This is a genomic window from Nonomuraea sp. NPDC052634 (genome assembly GCF_040678535.1).
Classification (GTDB): Bacteria; Actinomycetota; Actinomycetes; order Streptosporangiales; family Streptosporangiaceae; genus Nonomuraea; species Nonomuraea fastidiosa.
In genome coordinates, this window is the sequence record NZ_JBFATY010000002.1 from 144,921 (window position 1) to 164,542 (window position 19,622).

Consider the following 19,622-nt stretch of genomic DNA (forward strand, 5'->3'; position numbering starts at 1 on the left):
CGGGTGCGGGAGGGCCCGCGCGGCCCCTCCCGCACCGCTCCTCGGCTATTCGACCTCCGCCACGGGCTGCGCGAACTGCGCCTCGTGCAGGCGGGCGTACGCGCCGCCCGCGGCGAGCAGCGACTCGTGCGTGCCCTGCTCGACGATCTGCCCGTTCTCCATGACGAGGATGAGGCTGGCGTCGCGGATCGTGGACAGCCGGTGGGCGATGACGAAGCTCGTCCGCCCCTTGCGCAGCTTGCTCATCGCCCGCTGGATGAGCACCTCGGTACGCGTGTCGACCGAGCTGGTGGCCTCGTCCAGGATCAGGATCGCCGGTTCGGCGAGGAACGCCCGCGCGATCGTGATGAGCTGCTTCTCGCCCGCGCTGACCGCCGCGCCCTCCTCGTCGATGACGGTGTCGTAGCCGTCGGGCAGCGTGTGGGCGATGCGGTCGACGTGGGCGGCCTCGGCGGCGGCCTCGATCTGCGCGCGGGTGGCGTTCTCGGCGCCGTAGCCGATGTTCTCGGCGATCGTGCCGCCGAACAGCCAGGTGTCCTGCAGCACCATGCCGATGTTGGAGCGCAGCTCCTCCCTCGGCATCTCGGCGATGTCCACGCCGTCGATCGTGATGCGGCCGCCGGTCACCTCGTAGAAGCGCATGATGAGATTGACCAGCGTGGTCTTGCCCGCGCCCGTGGGGCCGACGATGGCCACGGTCTGGCCGGGCTCGACGGTGAGCGACAGGTTCTCGATCAGCGGCCGGTCGGGGCTGTAGGAGAACGACACGTTCTCGAACGCCACCCGCCCCCTGACCTGCTCGGGCCGCGCGGGCTCGGCCGGCTCGGCCGACTGCTCGGCAGCCTCAAGCAGCTCGAAGACCCGCTCGGCGGAGGCGACGCCCGACTGCACCAGGCCCGCCATGCCGGCCACCTGGGTGAGCGGCTGGCTGAACTGGCGGGAGTACTGGATGAACGCCTGCACGTCGCCCAGCGAGATCGACCCCGACGCCACCTTGAGCCCGCCCACCACGGCGACCAGCACGTAGTTGAGGTTGCTGATGAACATCATGGCCGGCTGGATGACGCCGGAGATGAACTGGGCGCGGAAGCCGGAGGTGAACAGCGCCTGGTTGTGCTCGGTGAACGTCTCGGCCGACTCCTTCTGCCTGCCGAACGCCTTGACCAGCGTGTGGCCGCCGTACATCTCCTCGATGTGGCCGTTGAGCTTGCCGGTCGCGGCCCACTGCGCGATGAACTGCGGCTGCGACCGCTTGCCGATGAACGCGGTGACGACGACCGTCACCGGCACCGTGACGACCGCGATCAGCGCCAGGATCGGCGAGATCACGAACATCATGGCCAGCACCGCGACGACCGTCAGCAGCGAGGTGACGAGCTGCCCCATCGTCTGCTGGAGGCTCTGGGCGATGTTGTCGGTGTCGTTGGTGGCGCGGCTGAGGATCTCGCCGCGCGGCTGGTCGTCGAAGTACCGCAGCGGCAGCCGGCTCAGCTTGCCCTCGATGCGCTCGCGCAGCCGGGCGACGGCCCGCTGCACGACGGTGGTGGTCATGCGGAACTGCGCGATGCCGAGCCCGGCCGCCAGCAGGTAGACGGCCAGCGCCCAGCCGAGCACCTGGGCCAGCTCGGTGAAGTCGATGCCCTGGCCGGGCACGACGTGCATCGAGGCGACCATGTCGGCGAAGGTGTCCTGGCCCTGGGCGCGCAGCCCGGCCACCGCCTGCTCCTTGGTGACGCCGGCCGGGAGCCGTTCGCCGATGACGCCGGAGAAGATCAGGTCGGTGGCGTGGCCGAGGATCTTCGGGCCGATCACCGTGAGCGCGACGCTGGACGCGCCGAGCAGCAGGATGACGATCACATGTGCGCGTTCCGGCCGCAGCAGCCGCAGCAGCTTGCGCAGCGTGCCGCCGAAGTCGAGCGGTTTCTCCGGCGGCCCGCCCATCATGCGGCCTGGGCCGATCTGCGGTTGGGGCCGGCGCGCGGGTGCCTGGGTCGTCATGCCGCGGCCTCCTGTTCGGTGAGCTGGGACAGGACGATCTCCCGGTACGTCGGGCAGGTCGTCATGAGCTCGGCGTGGGTGCCGCTGCCGACCAAGCGGCCGTCGTCGAGCACGAGAATGCGGTCGGCGTCGCGGATCGTGTTGACCCGCTGGGCCACGATCACGATGGTGGCGTCGGTGATCTCCTCGGCGAGCGCGGCCCGCAACCGGGCGTCGGTCGCGTAGTCGAGCGCCGAGAACGAGTCGTCGAAGAGGTAGATCTCCGGCCGGTGCACCAGGGCCCTGGCGATGGCCAGGCGCTGGCGCTGGCCGCCGGAGACGTTGGTGCCGCCCTGCGCGATCGGCTCCTCCAGCTTGTTCGGCATCGCCTCGACGAACTCGCGGGCCTGCGCGATCTCCAGGGCGTGCCACAGCTCCTCGTCGGTGGCGTCGGGGCGGCCGTACCTGAGGTTGGAGGCCACGGTGCCGGAGAAGAGGTAGGGCGCCTGCGGGACCAGGCCGACGATGCGGGAGAGCACGGCCGGGTCGAGGTCGCGTACGTTGACGCCGTCGACCAGCACCTCGCCGTCGGTCGCGTCGAACAACCTGGGGATGAGGTTGAGCAGCGTGGTCTTGCCGCTGCCGGTGCCGCCGATGATCGCGGTCGTGCGCCCGGGACGGGCGGTGAACGTGATGTCCGACAGCACCGGCTCCTCCGCGCCCGGGTAACGGAAGCCGACCGAGCGCAGCTCCAGCTCGCCGATGCGGCGCTCGGGCGTGACGGGCTTCGCCGGCGGATGCACGGTCGGCTCGGTGTCGAGCACCTCCTTGATGCGCTCGGCGCAGACCTCGGCGCGCGGGATCATCATGAACATGAACGTCGCCATCATCACTGACATGAGGATCTGCATCAGGTAGGAGATGACCGCGGTCAGCGCGCCCACCTGCATGTCGCCGCCGGCGATGCGGTGGCCGCCGAACCAGACGACGGCGATGCTGGAGAGGTTCACGATCAGCATGACCGAGGGGAACATCAGCGCCATCAGCCGGCCGGCCTTGAGCGAGACGTCGGTGAGCCGGTCGTTGGCCACGGCGAAGCGTTCGCGCTCGTGCTGGTCGCGGACGAACGCCCTGATCACCCGGATGCCGGTGATCTGCTCGCGCAGCACCTGGTTGATGCGGTCGATGCGCTCCTGCATGAGGCGGAACAGCGGCCGCATCCGTACGACGATCAGGCCGACCGCGACGACCATCACCGGCAGCACCACGAGCAGCAGCGACGACAGCGCGGTGTCCTGCCGCACCGCCAGCACGATGCCGCCCACGCACATGATCGGCGCGGCCACCATCATGATCAGCGTCATCATGACGAGGAGCTGGATCTGCTGCACGTCGTTGGTGCTGCGGGTGATCAGCGACGGCGGGCCGAACTTGTTGACCTCCTGGACGGAGAAGTCCTGCACCCGGTGGAAGACCGCGGCCCGCAGGTCCCTGCCGAGTGCCATGGAGGTGTAGGCGCCGTAGTAGACGGCCACGATCGAGCAGGTGATCTGGATGAGCGTGACGCCCAGCATCACGAGCCCGACGCGCAGGATCGTGCCGGTGTCGCCCTTGACGACGCCGTCGTCGATGATGTCGGCGTTGAGCGTGGGAAGGTAGAGCGTGGCCAGCGTCTGGACGAACTGGAAGAGGACGACGAGCGTGATCTCTTTCCCGTACGGCCTGAGCTGGACGCGCAGGAGACGGAACAGCATCAACTACTGCTTTCTGTGTCAGGGGTGGGGGTTTCCGGCTGGTCGAGCAGCCGGCCGAGCAGCACGAGGTCGTCGTCGTGCCGCTGCTGCGACGGCCGTACGAGCAGCCCGTCGAGGAGCAGGGACACGATCTGGGCGTCGTCCATGTCGTCGATCTCGTCGGCGCCATAGCTCGACTTCGCCTGCGCGGCGACCGCGATCAGCATGAGCAGCAGGTGCGCCGCGGTCCGGGGGGAACGGTGCAGCCGGTCGCGGTCGGGCTCCATGAGGGCGGCCAGCGCGTCGATGATCCGGTTGCGGCTGTCGACGAGATGCCGGCCGAATTCCTCGTCCTCCATCGCGAGGTCTCTGGCAGCGATGTGCAGCCTTTCGTTGATCGCCATGCCCTGGCGCACTTTGCCGACCACCCGCACCAGGCGGGCGCGCAGTTCGAGCTCGGTGCCGACGGCCTCGATCTCCTCGACCGCCGGCCGGGGGTCGAACGCGCGCACGAGCGTCGCCCGTACGAGCGACGCCTTGTCGGGGAAGACGCCGAAGATCGTGCCCTCGGCCACGCCGGCGGCCTCGGCGATCTGCCGGGTGCTCACCGCGGTGCCGTGCTCGCGCAGCAGGGGGAGCGTGGCCTCGACGAGTGCGGCCCGGCGGTCTTCCGGCGCCATCGCCGGCACCCTTCGCCTCTTACTCGCCGGCACCCTTCGCCTCATACTCATGGGATCGAGGCTAATGAGTGAGTACTCGCTCGTTCAACGGGTTTTTCGGAAGCTGTCCTTTTCGTGCGGGCTCATGGGGTCTGGTGAGGAGCCAGGCCGGTGGCGTCGAGAATTCTGCGGACGGTCTCCTGCGGCGTGCTGTCCTGCCCCACGATCGTCTCCCGCCCGCCCGGCAGCAGATCGCGCTCGCGGTACCACCGCCGCATCTGCTCCACGGTGAACTCGCTGCGCTGCGGGTCGTGCTCGCGCAGGATGTCGCGGCGCACGACGTCCTGGCCGATCAGGGCGAGGCCGCGGCGGCCGTACGCCTGCCTGAGCGCGCGGGCGACGCTGGTCTTGCCGGAGCCGGAGTTGCCGCGGATGACGACGAGGACGGTGCCGGGAGAGCCGCAGAGCACGCGCGACACCGTACCGGAGGCCGCCGGCCACGAGAGGCGGCCTCCGGAGGCGCGTCGGGCTCAGGCGGCGGCGCCGAGGTAGCCGTTCGGGTCGAGCACGTACTTGCGGGCCGCGCCCTCGTCGAACTCGTGGTAGCCGCGCGGCGCCTCGTCCAGCGGGATCGGCGTCGCGTTGACGGCCTTGGCGATCTGTACGCGATCGTGCAGAATCGCCTGCATGAGCTGCCGGTTGTAGCGCATCACCGGGCACTGGCCGGTCGTGAAGGCGTGCGACTTGGCCCAGCCGAGGCCGATCCTGATCGACAGCGAGCCCTGCTTGGCGGCCTCGTCGGCGGCTCCCGGGTCGCCGGTCACGTACAGGCCGGGAATGCCGAGCGCGCCACCCGCCCTGGTGACGTCCATCAGCGTGTTGAGCACGGTCGCCGGGCGCTCGGTCTGCGCCTCGCGGCCGTGGCCGCGCGCCTCGAACCCGACCGCGTCCACGGCGCAGTCCACCTCGGGCTCGCCGAGTATCTGCTCGATCTGGTCCTTCGGGTCGCCCAGCGAGACGTCCACGGTCTCGCAGCCGAAGCTGCGCGCCTGTTCGAGCCGCTGCTCGTTGAGATCGCCGACGATGACGACGGCGGCCCCGAGCAGCAGCGCGGACGCGGCGGCGGCCAGGCCCACGGGGCCCGCGCCGGCGATGTAGACGGTCGAGCCAGGCTGCACCCCTGCCGTCACGCAGCCGTGGTAGCCGGTCGGGAAGATGTCCGAGAGCATCGCCAGGTCGAGGATCTTCTCCATCGCCTGGTCCTTGTCGGGGAACTTCAGCAGGTTCCAGTCCGCGTACGGCACCAGCGCGTACTGCGCCTGCCCGCCGACCCAGCCGCCCATGTCGACGTACCCGTACGCCGAGCCGGGCCGGTCCGGGTTGACGTTCTCGCAGATGCCGGTCTTGCCCTCCTTGCAGTTGCGGCATCGGCCGCAGGAGATGTTGAACGGCACGGACACCAGGTCTCCGGTCTTGATGAACTCGACACCTGGCCCCGTCTCGACGACCTCGCCGGTGATCTCGTGGCCGAGCACGAGCCCCTGGGGCGCGGTCGTACGGCCGCGGACCATGTGCTGGTCGCTGCCGCAGATGTTGGTCGCGACGGTCTTGACGATGGCGGCGTGGGGTACCTTGCGCCCCACGTTGGCCGGGTTGACGCCGGGGCCGTCCTTGAGCTCGAAATCGGGATAGTCGACTTCGTGCACCTCGACCTTGCCTGGGCCTTCGTACACGACTCCCTTGTTGCCGGACATGGGGCACTCTCCCTTGCCAGAAGGTGACGAGCGTGTGGATCTTCACGGCTGTTCAGATCACCTCACCTTCCCGGACATAAGGGACAGGAGCTGACATAGACGCACAAATCTGCATCTATTGCCGAGAATACCTTTCGACTCTCGCCCGGTCGCGGCCGTGACCGACTACGGGGCCGCCGTTGACCGACCCCTGCCGTAGGACTGAAAGAAGCTTTCATGGTTCCGATAATTTTCGGCCGCTATAGATCCACGTGAGAGCCGCTGTTACCCGGGCTTTTACCGATGATGTACCGAAACATTTCTGCTTCTCGTTGACACATTTCGGAGGCGTACTCACAATGACCGGCAGGTGCAGCCCCCGAAATGATCAAAGGGACCAGCATGATCGAAAGGAAACGCCGCAGCGCGCTCGCCACCGCGCTTTTAAGCGGGCTCCTCGCCACCTGCCTCGCCGTGACCGTGACCTCCGCCGTCGCCTCGGCCTCCGCCGCGCAGCGCCACACCGCAGCCGCTGACTGCAGCGCGGGTTACGTCGCGCTGACGTTCGACGACGGGCCCAACCCCGGCAACACCGCCAACCTGCTCAACGCCCTGACCTCGAACGGCCTGCGCGCCACCATGTTCAACATCGGCCAGAACGCCCAGAACAACCCCTCCCTGGTCAGGGCACAGCGCGACGCCGGCATGTGGATCGGCAACCACAGCTGGTCGCACCCCCACCTGACCCAGCTCGGCAGCTCGCAGGTCACCTCCGAGCTGCAGCGCACCCAGCAGGCGATCCAGCAGGCGACCGGCAGCGCGCCCCGGCTGTTCCGCCCGCCGTACGGGGAGACCAACGGCACGGTCAGGTCCGTCGCGCAGCAGCTCGGGCTCACCGAGGTGCTGTGGGACGTCGACTCCCAGGACTGGAACGGCGCCAGCACCGCCCAGATCGTCCAGGCCGCCAGCCGCCTGCAGAACGGCCAGGTCATCCTCATGCACGACCAGTACGCCACCACCCTGGCCGCCATCCCCCAGATCGCCGCGAACCTCCGCAGCCGCAACCTGTGCGCCGGCATGATCTCGCCCACCACCGGCCGGGCCGTCGCACCCGACGACGGAGGCGATCCCACCACCCCGCCGCCCGGCGACTCCTGCACCGCCACCATCACGCCCGGCCAGCAGTGGAACGACCGGTTCAACCTGTCCGTGACCGTGTCCGGGTCCAACTCGTGGATCGTCACCGTCACCCTGACCCCGCCGCAGCGCGTCATCGCCACCTGGAACGGCACCCCGTCGTGGGACTCCAGCGGGTACGTGATGACGATGCGGCCGAACGGCAACGGCAACACGTTCGGCTTCACGATCCAGCATGGCGGCAATTGGAACTGGCCCTCGGTCTCCTGCCGTACCGGCTGACCCGCCTCTGGCGGTGCGAGCGAGGGGTGACCCGCCTCGTGGGGTGCGATCGGGGGGGTGACCCGCCGCCGTGACCGACCGCCCGCGCGAGGACCAGGTGCGACCACAGGCCCCTGGCGCGAGGTGCCGGGCGGGGACGGCGGCGCCGTCTGCCGGGACGGCTGCCAGGGCGATGGCCGCCCCGCCCGGCTTCGCGCAGGCGCGCAGACGGGTGTGGGCTCATCCGGCCTCACACCCTGGAGCTCCCAGCCTCACTTTCCGCAGTGGCGGGTCGGGCGGGACGGCGGCTGCAAGGCCAGGCTGCGACCGCAGCCCACGGTCACCGGTCCGGGCAGGAGGTGCGGGGTCGGCTGGGGTGAGCGACCACCGCGGGCGGCCGGGGGCGCGAGAGGCCGGCCGATCCTGCCCGGACCGGCCCTCCACGCCCGGCCGGTCGTGGCCGTCCGCTCCCCCGGGGCGGTCCATGATGTCGCCCCCGGCAGGTCCGGGCCGTCCTCCTCTCGGCAGGTCAGGCCGTCCCCGTCCCACACGGTCAGGGCCGCTCTTCTCTCGGCAGGTCAGGCCGTCCCCCTCCCACACCGTCAGGCCCGTCCTCTCCCGGTGGGTCAGGCCGTCCCCCTCCCCCACCGTCAGGGCCGTCCTCTCCGGCCGGTCCGGGCCTTTCGACCTCTCTGGCCGGTCGTGAAGCCCTGGTGGCCTTACAGTGCGGCCGGCCGGGGAGCTCGCGGCGGACCCACGAGCCGGGGGCCCGCCGCCAGGCCGGCGTCACGAGAGTGGCGCCGGCCATGCCGCGTCACGGGCGCGGCACCAGCCACACCAACGCCACGCACGCAGCACCAGCCACACCGACGCCACGCACGCCGACCGGACCGACGCCACGCACGCGGCGCCGACCGCACCGGCGCCACTGACAGCACCGGTGTGCCACGGGGAGCGGCGCCGCCAGACCCGGTGTCAGCGAGAGGCCGGCGAAGGCAGGGCGTATGGGAACAAGCCGGGGGCTTCACCGACGCAGCGGCCGTGGTCAGGGCGCCACCGTCCGGTGCGCCTTCACCGACGCAGCGGCCGTGGTCAGGGCGCCACCGTCCGATGCGGCGTTTCCGCCGGCGGTTGCGTGCTCCAAGCATGACTCAGCGACCGGCTCCAGCATGCTCAGCCATGGCTCCCCGGCAATGGCTCGGCGACGTTGCGCGTGTGACGTTCGAGCGGTCGTGACCGTACCGGGTCCCCCAGGCCCGGGACGATCATGGTCGTTCGTACGCTTTGGGCGGGAACCGTTACCAGTCCCAGCCGCCCCAGGGGCCGCCCCAGCCCCACCAGCGCCTCCTCCTCCAGCGCCAGCGCCTTCTCCGCCAGCGGCATCGCCAGCCTCGGCGTCCGCAGCCGCCCCCTTGGTCGTATCCCGGGATCCCAGCCATGGTGATTCCTCCCCCGTGTTTACTCCCTTCGCATTCACACTAGGCCGGAAATCACCACAAACTAGGACATATTTCCGGATTTCGCCGACCTTTGACGGCGAATTCACTACGTAAAGCGGTCAACGCATCGGCCCGTCCGCGGCCCCCATCTCCGCCGACAGCCAGGCCGCGATGTGCTCGGCGTAGCTGCCGGGATAAGGCAGCGGATCACCGCCGATCGTGAACACGGCGCACAGGATGTTCACCCCGAACAGCCGGTCCCAGACCCGCGCCCGGCGGTACGTCCCGGCGTCCACGGCCGCACGCACGTTCGGCCAGCCGTGCCGGCTCATGAACGCGGCGTCGATCGCCGGGTCGAACAGGTGCGCACGGTCCCAGTCGAGCACCCCGACCAGCGTCCCGTCCGGGGCCCAGTGCACGTTGCCGCCGGCGAGGTCGCCGTGCACCAGCACGTCGGGCACCGCCTCCAGCTCCAGCGCCGCCGCCAGCCGGCGCTCCGCCTCAGACCGCAGCCGCGACGGCAGCCGGGGCAGCACGTCGTGCTCGATCACGCGCGCCCAGTGCCCGTCGTGCGCCCGGGGCGCGGGCAGCAGCCTGCGCAGCTCGTCCGTCACGGGCAGCTCGCGCAGCGCCGACAGCAGCCCGGCGATCCGCCGGGGATCGCCCTGGCCTTCAGGCAGCCCCGCACCGTCGATCCACGAGACCGCGACCGCCCGGCGCGAGCCGAACTCCACCACGGGGGTCAGCGGCTCCGGCACCTGGAACGGCGGCCCCGCGGCCTTGATCGCCCGCAGGATCTCGACCCCGCGCGGCATCTGCGCCGCTCCGAGCGGGCGCTTGGAGACGCGGACGGCCGCCACCCCCGGCAGCAGCACGACGTCGTGCACGTTCCCTGGGCCGAGCCGCGCCTTGTCGAGCGGCGCTCCGGGCACCAGCGCGTCGGCGATCTCCAGCAGGTCGTCGGTCAGCCGGTCGTTCTCAGTCGATTGCACCGCGCGAGACTATCCGCTGCCGGCAGAGCCGCGAGGATCAAACCTGCACAAGGGGCGCGTGTCACCAGCGGGACGGCGGCCCGTCCGTGCCTAGCGTGAGCGCATGGACGACCGGATACGCCATCACTGGGCGGCTTTCAAGGAGTCGCCGTTCGTGCCCGCCGCCGTGCTCGTCCTCATCGTGTCCGCGGGCGCGGGGCTGTTCGCCGGGTCCTACACGTACGCCATGGCGAACCCCACCCCGCACCGGATCCCGGTCGCCGTGGTCGGGGTGACCCACGAGACCGTACGCGGCGAAGCGTTCGCCGCCGGCATGGAGCAGGCGCTGGACGCCTCGCTCGACCTGACCTATCAGCCGTCCCTGGCGGCGGCCCTGCAACTGGTCGAAGAGCAGCGGGTCTTCGGCATCCTCGTGGTGCGCGGCTCTGACGTCAGGCTCGACGTCTCCGGCGCCGCGGGCGCGTCGGTCGCGCAGGTGCTCACCGAGGCCGCGCCCCAGGTGGCCGCCCGCATCGGGGTACGGCTGACCGTGCGCGACATCAAGCCGCTGCAGCGCGGCGACCCGCGCGGCCTCGCGCTGTTCTACATCACGCTGGCCGCCGTGGTCATGGGGTTCATCGGCGCCGTCCAGCTCAGCGTGCACGCCTCGGAGCTGTCGCCCTGGGAGCGCATCGCGGCCGTCGCGGCGTACGCGGGGCTCGGCGCGCTGGCCATCGTGGCCATCGTCGACTGGGTGCTCGGCGCGCTCCACCTGCCGGTGCCGGAGTCGTGGTTCATCCTGGCGCTGACCATGTTCACGTCGGGGATGGTGTTCACGATGTTCAACACCCTCGTCGGGCGCTGGGCCATGGTGCCCACCTGGGGGCTGATGGTGCTGCTCGGCAACCCGTCGTCGGGCGGCGCGGTGTCCTGGCCGCTGCTGCCGTCGCCGCTCGGCGCGATCGGCCGCTGGCTGCCGCCCGGCGCCTCGGTCAACGCCCAGCACACCGCCGTCTACTTCAGCGGGCACCAGCGGCTGATGCCGTACCTGGTGCTGGCGGTCTGGGCGCTGGGCTCGATGGCGGTCTTCCTCCGCTACCGCGAGCGACACCCCGGCCCGAGAGCGCGACACCGTACCGGCTCATGACCGCAACGACGCGGGCTCGTCCAGCCGCAGCGCGAGCAGGGCGACGTCGTCGCAGAACCGGTCGCCGCGGTGCGCGAGCAGCCGGTCGGCCATCTCCTCGAGCGGCAGGTGGCGCAGCGCGGAAGCGGCGGCCGCGAGGTCGTCCATGCCCGCGCCGATCCCCTCCGCCGGCTGCTCGACCAGGCCGTCGGTGTAGAACAGCAGGGTCGAGCGGGCGGGCAGGACCTGCGCGTGGTCGGGGCGCGACAGCTCGGGTGCGACGCCGAGCGGGTGACCGCCGTCGGTGCGCAGGTAGGAGGCGGTGCCGTCCTCGGTGACCAGCAGCGGCGGCGGGTGACCCGCGCTGGACCAGCGCAGCAGCCACTCCCGGTCGCCGTGCTCCTCCAGCCGGGCCAGCAGCACCGTCGCCATCGGCCCGCCGTGCAGGGCGTGCAGCACCTCGTCCAGGCGGTCGAGGATGCGCGACGGCGGACTGCACTGCTCCCAGGCGATGACGCGGAGCATGTTGCTGATCTGGCTCATGACGACCGCCGAGCGCACGTCGTGGCCCATGACGTCGCCGACCACCAGGCAGGCCACGCCGTCGGGCAGCATGACGACGTCGTACCAGTCGCCGCCGATCGGCGGGACCGCGCTGGAGGGGCGGTAGCGGGCGCACGCCCGCAGGCCGCGCATGTCGGGCAGATGCGGCAGCAGGCTGCGCTTGAAGGTCTCCGCGGCGCGGCGGAGTCGTTCGTACAAGCGGGCGTTCTCGATGGCCACGCCGGCCGCGCTGGCCAGGGCCGCGATGAGGTGCTCGTCGTCGTCGGTGAACGGGCCGCCGCCGCGCTTGTCGGCGAAGTACATGTTGCCGTACGCGGTGCCGCGCACCATGACGGGCACGCCCAGCAGGGTGCGCATCACCGGATGGCCGGTCGGGTAGCCGCGGAAGGCGGGATGCGTGGTCACGTCGTCCACCCGCATGGGGCGGCGGCGGGAGACCAGCTCGGCCAGCAGCCCGTGCGCGGTGGGCATGCGGCCGATCTCGTCGGCGACGTCGTCCGCCACGCCGTACGTGACCAGGTCGGTGAACTCGCCGTGCTCGTCCAGCACGCCGAGCGCGCCGTAGCGGGCGTCCACCAGGTGGGCCGAGACCTCCACGATGGTGTGCAGCGCCTGGTTCAGCTCCAGCTCCGAGCTGATCGCCAGAAACGCGTCGAGCAGCCGCCCCATCCGGCCATGCAGCTCCTGGATCTGCCGCAGCCCCGCTCGCATCCGCTGGACGCTCTCCGCGCCGAGCGGGCCCAGATCGTCGCCGTACGCGCCGTTTTCGCGTTCCTGCTCGCTCACCTCCACCCCCCGGGACGCCTCGCCACCCTCATGCCCAACCGCTTTGGCATGACACCTGGTCAGCGGGGGTGCGCGGCGGGGAGCCGCACCCCGCCACATCTTGACTCTCAGCGTTCACCCAGGTTGACCCTTTAGCGTTATGGGATGGTTACCAACCTGGCCGCCGAGAAAGGCAGCGGCCTGCAAAGGCACACGCAAGCGCTGGAAGCCCGGCAGACCTGGCTTGACGCGCTCCGCGGCCTGGCCGTGCTCGCCGTGCTCTTCGAGCATCTGATCGACGCGCTGTTCCCCGAGGTTCGTACGACCGTCAGCCCGTGGTTCGACTTCGGGCAGTACGGCGTGATGGTGTTCTTCCTCATCAGCGGATACGTGGTGCCGGCCTCGCTGGAACGGCGGGGCAGCGTCACCGGCTTCTGGGCGGGGCGGTTCTTCCGCCTCTACCCGCTGTGGATCCTGGTGGCGCTCGCCGGGACCCTCTTCGCTCTGGTCCCCGTCTACTGGGAGCTGCCGGAGCAGGTGGCCGAGCACCCCATCGCGGGAGCCGTCGCCCACGTGACCATGTTGCAGGACTTCCTCCAGGTGCCCAGCGTCGTCAACGTGTTCTGGACGCTGTCGTACGAGATGGTGTTCTACCTGCTGGTGACCGCGCTCTTCCTGCTCGGCCGGGGCCGCCCGCGCACCGCCGGGGTGCTCGGCGTGGCCGTCGCGGGCGTGCTGGCGGGCGGGCTGCTGCCCGCGGGCGCGCTGTCGAGCGCGCTGGGCGTCGAGACGACCGTGCTCGCCGTCACCGCCGTGGGCGTGCTGGGGCTGGCCGCCGTCCTCGCCGGCGGCCCCCGTCTGCGCCTGGCCGGGGCCGCCGCCATGGCCGCGCTGGCCGTCGTGCTGCTGTGCGTCAACAGCCGCATCGGGGCCTGGCAGAGCGTCGCCATCATGGCCACCATGTTCGCCGGGACCGCGCTCTACCGGCTCGACCACGGCCAGCTCAGGCGCGGCGTGGCGCGCTGGACGATCGGGCTGGTGCCCGCGGCGTCCATCGCCGCCGCCGTCTGGTACGGCCCCGGCTGGGGGATGCCGGACGACGAGGCGATGGCGTTCCGGTGGAGCTGGTCGGCGGCGGTGGCGGCGGCCTGGCTGACGTTCCTGGCCTGCCGCCTGCTCCGCTCGTACGCGATGCCGCGCCCCTTCGTCCGGCTCGGCCTCATCAGCTACTCCGTCTACCTGGTGCACCCCCTCTACATTCAGGTGCTGCGGCGGCTGGTCCCCGACCCGGGGCCGGTGCCGCTGCCCGCCCGCATCGGCTACGGGCTCGCGGTGGGCTGCACGGTGGTGGGGTCGGCCGCCCTGACCTACCGGTACGTCGAGCGGCCCGCCCACGCGTTCGGCCGCCGCCTGCGCGCCAGGTCCGCAGCCGGAAGGCCGGGCCGGGCGGTCAGAGCGTCGAACTGAGCCCCTCGGCGATCTTCCACATCTCGGCCTTGACCTTCGCCATGCTCCCGAGGTCCTTCACGAGCAGCGGGCTGATGGAGATCTCCACCCACTGCCGCTCGGCCAGTTGCAGCAGCAGCGTCGGCGTGCCGTCGCCGCCGTCCTCGCCGGCCCCCTGGACGACGTAGTAGCCGGCACGGCCGCCGACGGTGACGTCCTCGCCGTCCTTCTCGTCGCGCAGCGCCTGGATGCGGTCGGTGACGTCCGCGGTGGCGTCGTTCTCGTACACGTAGAGCTGGACGCAGTAGTAGCCGTTCTCGTCGCCGTTGTAGTCGTAGGAGGTGGTGTACCTGTCGCCGAAGTCGAGCGACCGGTGCTTCCACCGCAGGCCCTTGGGCAGGTAGCCCACCTTGACGTGGCCGAACTCCCGCCCGTCGCCCAGGTCCCCGAGGCTCGGCGGATCCGATGGCTCCTGCGGGAGGTCGTCGATGGGCGGCGGCTCCGGCGCGGGAGTGACCGTGACCGGGTCGAGAGGCGTGGCCAGGGAGCCCGCGGCCACGTACCCGGCGGGCACGGCCGCGGCCGCCGCCATCGCCAGAGCCGCCGCGGCCGCCCTGAGCCTCCTGCGCCGGCTGCCGGTGCCGGCGATCACCCGTTCCAGCAGGTCGGGCGCGGCTTGCAGGTGCGCGGTCTCCTCGGCCATGGCCTGGCGGAGCGCCTCCTCAAGCGTGGGCATTCCTGATCACTCCTTCCAGTTCCTCGTCGCCGAACGCCGCACGCAGCTTCGCCATCGCCTTCGACGCCTGGCTCTTCACCGTCCCGGCCGAGCAGCCCAGCACCTTAGCCGTCTGCTGCTCGCTGAGGTCCTCCCAGTAGCGCAGCACGATCACCGCGCGCTGCCTGGGCGGCAGCGCGCGCAGCGCCTCCATGAGCACGTGCCGCAGGTCGGCGTCCGTGGCGCGGGCCGCACGCTCCGGCGGGCTGTGCACCGGGATGATGCTGAGAATCGCCCGGCGGCGGGCGCGGCTGATGGAGAGGTTGATGATGGCGCGGCGCACATAGGGCTCGGGGCTGTCGCGCCGGACCCGGTCCCAGTTCCGATACGTACGCTCCAGCGCCGTCTGCAGCACGTCCTCGGCCTCCGTCGCGTCCCCGCAGGCGAGGTAGGCGACGCGCAGCAGGCTGGTGCCGCGTGCGGCCACGAACGCGGCGAAGTCGTGTTCCGCGCCGCTCATGATCGTCTTTCCACTGTCACGCCCTCTAGTACGCCTGGGCCGCGAGCCGCGTTGCCCGGTGGCCGGCGATCATCTCGCGGGCGCCCGCGGGCAACTTCCGGGCGGGCTCGGGCGTATAGGAGGGCGTGACGAGACGTATGAGATCGATGGTCCGCTCGGTGATCGCCGCCGGTGCGGTGCTCACCCTCGCCGCCGCACCGCCGGCCGCCTCTGCCGCCGCCGCGCCGCCCGAGGGAGCCTACTGGCGCACCCGGATCATCATGGAGTGGAGCAATTCGCACAGGTTCGGCACGAAGGCGCACCCGTACCGGCTCTCCGAACGGCTGGTCGCCGAGAAGTGGGCCACGCCCGACGGCCGTTTCTGGAGTGGAAGCCGGCACCTGGGGGCGCGGCCGGCCGGTCCCGCCGACGAGAAGGCGTGGCGGCGGGACGGCTCCCCGGCCACGTGGAACAAGACGATCGACGGCAAGACGGTCAAGCTGTCGGCCAAGCCCGCCCACGGGCACGTCACCCCCGAGCGCGAACGGAACCAGTTCTCGCTGGCGGGGCAGCGGCTGACGTACGACGAGGTGCAGCGCCTGCCCGCCGACCCCCGCCGCCTGAAGGACTGGCTCAGCCAGGCCGGCCGGGTCCGGAAGATCGCTGAGAACCAGATGAACTCGTGGGTCCAGGGAAACCTGGAAAAGCTCCTGTTCGACCTGCCCGTCCCGAAGGAGGTCCGTGCCGGGGCGTACCGGCTGCTGCTCACGCTGCCCGGCGCGCGCGCCGCAGGCCAGGCCAAGGACGCGCTCGGCCGCACCGGCGCCGCGGTCGTCATCACCTGGGCCGAGGGCGAGAGCTCGGGCACGCAACGGTTCATCATCGACACCGGGCGGATGGTGCCGCTGTCGTTCGAGAACATCAGGAAGGACGGCGCCGGGCCTGCCGACCGGACGACCACGACGCTGGTCGAGGCCGGCTGGACCGATACGCCGCCGGCGGTCCCCGCGCTCCCCTGACACCCCGGCCGACGCCGGTCCCCACGCTCCCCCGACACCCCCGTCCGCCGGCCCCGGGGGCGGTCGGCGGACGGGGTGTCCCGGCTGGTCGGCGGCCATGGCGATCTTCCACCTTCCGCTATAGGCTCCAGATCAAGATCATGTGTCCTGCACCACGCCCACCCCAGGGGAGCGTTCACGGCCGGACCCAGGCGCCGCCCGCGTGATCGGAGCCCCGAGGCCACCGCCCGGCCCCGGCCGGACGCCTGACAGGGAGCCGCCCATGCCAGGAACCAGCTCGATGCGCGTGATCATCGCCGGTGGCGGCATCGCCGGGCTCACCACCGCACTGAGCCTGCACGCCGCCGGCATCACCGACGTGACCGTCCACGAGGCGGTGGAGGAGATCCACCCGCTCGGCGTCGGCATCAACCTCCTCCCCCACGCCGTACGCGAGCTCATCGAGCTCGGACTGGGCGACCGCCTGGCCGAGGTCGGGGTGGCCACGGCCGACCTCACCTTCCTCACCCCGCGCGGGCAGCAGATCTGGTCGGAGCCGCGCGGGCTCGCCGCCGGCTACCGGTGGCCGCAGTACTCCATCCACCGGGGGCGGCTGCAGTTACTGCTGCTCGACGCCGTACGCGAGCGGCTCGGCCCCGACGCGGTCGTGCTCGGCTCCCGCATCACCGGCCTCGACCACGACGCCGACCTGCTCGTCGGCGCCGACGGCATCCGCTCGGACGTGCGGCGGGCGCTCTTCCCCGACGAGGGCGAGCCGATACCGGGCGGTGACGTGCTGTGGCGCGGCACCACGTACGGCAGGCCGTTCATGACCGGCAGGTCCATGATCATGCTCGGCGACCGCACGCAGAAGCTCGTCATCTACCCGATCGCGCCGCCGTCGGAGGACGGCACCCAGCTCATCAACTGGGCGATCCAGCACCGCACCGACGTCCTGGGCGTGCCCACCGGTGACTGGAACCAGCCGATCAGCGTCTCCAAGGTGCTGCCCCACGTGCAGGGCTGGCACTGCGACGAGCTCGACGTGTACGGGCTCGTCGCGGGGGCCGAGCAGGTGCTCGAATATCCGCTGGTGGACCGGGATCCCCTGCCGTACTGGTCGAAGGGGAACGTCACGTTGGTGGGCGACGCGGCGCACCCGATGTACCCGACCGGGTCCAACGGCGGCACCCAGGCGATCATCGACGCGCGCGTGCTGGCGTACGCGCTGGCCAACGGCCTGGGCCTGGAGTTCTACGAGGAGCAGCGCCGCCCGGTCACCGGCGAGATCGTGCTGGCCAACCGCAAGGACGGCCCCGAGGTCATCCTGAAGATGGTCGACGAGCGCGCGCCGCAGGGCTTCTCCGACATCGAGTACGTGATGCCGCGGGCCGAGCGCGAGGAGATCGCCCTGCACTACAAGAAGCTGGCCGGGTTCGAACCCACCACGCTCAACGCCCGCCGCAGCTGGTCAGTGACGCTGGACCGGTGACGGCTCGGCGGCCGGCAGCGGCTCGCGCGCCCGGCCCAGGCTGCTCGGCCACCAGGCGCGCCCGCCGAGGTCGCGGACGAGCGCGGGCACCAGCAGCGACCGCACCACGAGCGTGTCGAGCAGCACGCCGAACGCGACGATGAACGCGGTCTGCACGAGGAACGTCAGCGGGATCACGACCAGCGCGGCGAACGTGGCGGCGAGCACGACCCCGGCCGAGGTGATCACGCCGCCGGTGCTGACCAGGCCGCGCAGCACGCCCTCGCGGGGCCCGTGCGCCTGGGTCTCCTCGCGGACCCTGGACATCAGGAAGATGTTGTAGTCGACGCCCAGGGCCACCAGGAAGACGAACCCGTACAGCGGCACGGACGCGTCGCTGCCGGTGAAGCCGAGCAGGTGCTCGAAGACGAGCATGGAGACGCCGAGCGTGGCCAGGAAGTTCAGCGCCACGGTGGCGACCAGCAGCACGGGCATGGCCAGCGAGCGCAGCAGCACGATGAGGATCAGCAGGATGATCACCAGTACGACCGGGACGATGAGCAGCGTGTCCTTCTGCGCGGTCTCCGTGGTGTCCACCTGCTGGGCGCTGTAGCCGCCGACCAGCACGCCGTCCTCGGCGTGCAGCGCGTCGCGCAGCCGCTTGACGGTCTCCTTGGCCGGTTCGCTGTCGGGCTCGTCGCGCAGCGTGGCCTCGATGAGCACCTTGCCGTCCACGACCTTGGCCTCGCCGCCCGGCCGGCCGGTGGCGCTGACCGGCGCGGCGTCGAAGACGCCCTCGACGGATTTGGCCTTGTCCGTCACGGCGGCGGCGCGCCCGGCGGGCGCGACGATGACGGCGGGCTGTCCTGAGCCGCCGGGGAAGTGCTCGCTCAGCGCCGCCTGCGCGGCCACGGAAGGCGCGTCGTTGACGAACGTCTCAGCAAGCGGCACGCCCCTGGCGTTGAGCTGGGGCGCGAAGAGCGCGAGCGCGGCGAGCGGCAGCACGGACGCGACCCAGACGAGGCGGGGCCGGCGGTCGATGAGCCCGGCCACGCGGTCCCAGATGCCGCGCGCGCCGGCCTCGCCCTGGCGCGGCTTGGCCGGCCACAGGGCGGCGCGGCCCAGCAGCACCAGGGTCGCGGGCAGGAACGTGAGCGCGCTGAGCGCGGCGCAGGCGATGCCGATCGCGCCCACGGGGCCGAGCGCGCGGTTGTTGGTCAGGTTGCTGAGCAGGAGGGCGAGCAGCCCGAGCGCCACGGTGGCGGCGCTGGCCAGGATGGGCTCGATCGAACGGCGCAGCGCGATGCGGCCGGCGGCGTACCGGTCGCGTCCGGCGGCCAGCTCCTCGCGGAAGCGGGCGGTGAGCAGCAGCGCGTAGTCGGTGGCCGCGCCGATGACGAGGATGGACAGGATGCCCTGCACCTGGCCGTCCACGCGGACGATGTCGCGGTCGGCGAGGAAGTAGACCACGGCGCAGGCCAGCCCGAGCGCGAAGACCGCGCCGGTGATAATCACCAGCGGCAGCAGCACGCTGCGGTAGACGGCCAGCAGGATCACCAGGACGGTGACCAGCGCGACCGCGAGCAGCAGGCCGTCGATGCCGGCGAAGGCGTCGCCGAGGTCGGCCCTGGTGGCGGCGGGCCCGCCGAGGTGCGTGGTCAGGCCCTCGACGGGGACGGCCTTGCGGATGCGCTCCAGCACGTCGCCGAGCTCGCCGCTGCCGATGTCGGGGCTGAGCTGCACGATGCCGCGCAGCGCCCGCTCGTCATCGGAGGGGAAGGCGGGGGTGGGGGTGCCGACGACGCCGGAAGCGCCGCTCAGCCCGGCGAGCGCGCGGGTGGCCGCCGCCGTCTGCTCGGGGGTGATGCCGGAGCCGCCTGAGGTCCAGATGACAATGACCGGTTGCGCGGCTCCCTGCCGGAACTTCTCCTGGACGTCCAGAACGCGTGTGGATTCGGCGCTCTGGGGCAGGAAGGCGGCCTGGTCGTTCGTGGCGACCTCGGTGAGCTTGCCGGCGAACGGTCCGAGCCCGCCTCCCACGGCCAGCCAGGCCAGCACCAGAAGCGCCGGGACGAGCCAGCGGATCGATCGCCGCGCCATGGCGGTCACCCTTTCGTCATGCTTCGTA

15 protein-coding genes are annotated in these 19,622 nt (G+C 71.4%); 5 read left to right on the forward strand and 10 right to left on the reverse strand.

What is annotated here, in order from left to right; translation table 11 throughout:
* Nucleotides 1-45: 45 nt before the first annotated feature.
* From AB0K67_RS13335 to fdhA, 5 genes are all read right to left on the reverse strand, one after another.
* Nucleotides 46-1,998: an ABC transporter ATP-binding protein gene (locus tag AB0K67_RS13335; protein WP_364058027.1), complete on the reverse strand. Its 1,953-nt coding sequence runs from the start codon at nt 1,996-1,998 to the stop codon at nt 46-48.
* Nucleotides 1,995-3,731 (reverse strand): ABC transporter ATP-binding protein, encoded by a 1,737-nt coding sequence (locus AB0K67_RS13340; RefSeq protein ID WP_364058030.1) that lies wholly within the window; start codon nt 3,729-3,731, stop codon nt 1,995-1,997. Before AB0K67_RS13340 ends, AB0K67_RS13335 begins: the two co-directional genes overlap by 4 nt.
* Nucleotides 3,731-4,390: a helix-turn-helix domain-containing protein gene (locus AB0K67_RS13345; RefSeq protein ID WP_364058033.1), complete on the reverse strand. Its 660-nt coding sequence runs from the start codon at nt 4,388-4,390 to the stop codon at nt 3,731-3,733. Before AB0K67_RS13345 ends, AB0K67_RS13340 begins: the two co-directional genes overlap by 1 nt.
* Nucleotides 4,391-4,512: 122 nt before the next feature.
* Nucleotides 4,513-4,839 carry an AAA family ATPase gene (locus AB0K67_RS13350; RefSeq protein WP_364058036.1) on the reverse strand — a complete coding sequence of 109 codons (327 nt, stop codon included), beginning with the start codon at nt 4,837-4,839 and terminating at the stop codon, nt 4,513-4,515.
* Between the two features lie 60 nt (nt 4,840-4,899).
* Nucleotides 4,900-6,123 carry a formaldehyde dehydrogenase, glutathione-independent gene (gene fdhA, locus AB0K67_RS13355; protein WP_364058039.1) on the reverse strand — a complete coding sequence of 408 codons (1,224 nt, stop codon included), beginning with the start codon at nt 6,121-6,123 and terminating at the stop codon, nt 4,900-4,902.
* Nucleotides 6,124-6,504: 381 nt separating this feature from the next.
* Between fdhA and AB0K67_RS13360 the strand changes: the two genes are divergently transcribed.
* The gene (locus AB0K67_RS13360; RefSeq protein WP_364058042.1) at nt 6,505-7,521 is read left to right on the forward strand and encodes a polysaccharide deacetylase family protein; all 1,017 of its coding nucleotides are present in this window, start codon (nt 6,505-6,507) and stop codon (nt 7,519-7,521) included.
* Nucleotides 7,522-9,058: 1,537 nt separating this feature from the next.
* On the opposite strand, the gene AB0K67_RS13365 is transcribed toward AB0K67_RS13360, so the two are convergent.
* Nucleotides 9,059-9,931 (reverse strand): aminoglycoside phosphotransferase family protein, encoded by an 873-nt coding sequence (locus AB0K67_RS13365; RefSeq protein ID WP_364058045.1) that lies wholly within the window; start codon nt 9,929-9,931, stop codon nt 9,059-9,061.
* Between the two features lie 103 nt (nt 9,932-10,034).
* On the opposite strand from AB0K67_RS13365, the gene AB0K67_RS13370 reads away from it, so the two are divergent.
* The gene (locus AB0K67_RS13370; protein ID WP_364058048.1) at nt 10,035-11,057 is read left to right on the forward strand and encodes an ABC transporter permease; all 1,023 of its coding nucleotides are present in this window, start codon (nt 10,035-10,037) and stop codon (nt 11,055-11,057) included.
* Here AB0K67_RS13370 and AB0K67_RS13375 read toward each other — a convergent pair.
* Complete coding sequence (locus tag AB0K67_RS13375; RefSeq protein WP_364058051.1) at nt 11,052-12,386, reverse strand: GAF domain-containing SpoIIE family protein phosphatase; 1,335 nt, start codon at nt 12,384-12,386, stop codon at nt 11,052-11,054. The two genes, AB0K67_RS13370 and AB0K67_RS13375, sit on opposite strands and share 6 nt — an antisense overlap.
* Before the next feature lie 144 nt (nt 12,387-12,530).
* Here AB0K67_RS13375 and AB0K67_RS13380 point away from each other — a divergent pair, with 144 nt between their 5' ends.
* On the forward strand, nt 12,531-13,832 hold the full coding sequence (locus AB0K67_RS13380; protein WP_364058054.1) for an acyltransferase: 1,302 nt from the start codon (nt 12,531-12,533) through the stop codon (nt 13,830-13,832).
* On the opposite strand, the gene AB0K67_RS13385 is transcribed toward AB0K67_RS13380, so the two are convergent.
* Nucleotides 13,816-14,547, reverse strand: coding sequence for a hypothetical protein (locus AB0K67_RS13385; protein WP_364058057.1), 732 nt, complete (start codon nt 14,545-14,547; stop codon nt 13,816-13,818). The genes AB0K67_RS13380 and AB0K67_RS13385 overlap by 17 nt on opposite strands.
* Complete coding sequence (locus AB0K67_RS13390) at nt 14,534-15,046, reverse strand: SigE family RNA polymerase sigma factor (protein WP_364058060.1); 513 nt, start codon at nt 15,044-15,046, stop codon at nt 14,534-14,536. Before AB0K67_RS13390 ends, AB0K67_RS13385 begins: the two co-directional genes overlap by 14 nt.
* A 137-nt stretch (nt 15,047-15,183) precedes the next feature.
* Here AB0K67_RS13390 and AB0K67_RS13395 point away from each other — a divergent pair, with 137 nt between their 5' ends.
* Nucleotides 15,184-16,044: a CU044_5270 family protein gene (locus AB0K67_RS13395; RefSeq protein WP_364058063.1), complete on the forward strand. Its 861-nt coding sequence runs from the start codon at nt 15,184-15,186 to the stop codon at nt 16,042-16,044.
* A 262-nt stretch (nt 16,045-16,306) separates the two neighbouring features.
* Entirely contained in the window at nt 16,307-17,515 is a 1,209-nt protein-coding gene (locus tag AB0K67_RS13400) for a flavin-dependent oxidoreductase (protein ID WP_364058066.1), read from the forward strand.
* On the opposite strand, the gene AB0K67_RS13405 is transcribed toward AB0K67_RS13400, so the two are convergent.
* Nucleotides 17,495-19,594 (reverse strand): MMPL family transporter, encoded by a 2,100-nt coding sequence (locus AB0K67_RS13405; RefSeq protein ID WP_364058069.1) that lies wholly within the window; start codon nt 19,592-19,594, stop codon nt 17,495-17,497. The two genes, AB0K67_RS13400 and AB0K67_RS13405, sit on opposite strands and share 21 nt — an antisense overlap.
* Between the last annotated feature and the right edge of the window lie 28 nt (nt 19,595-19,622).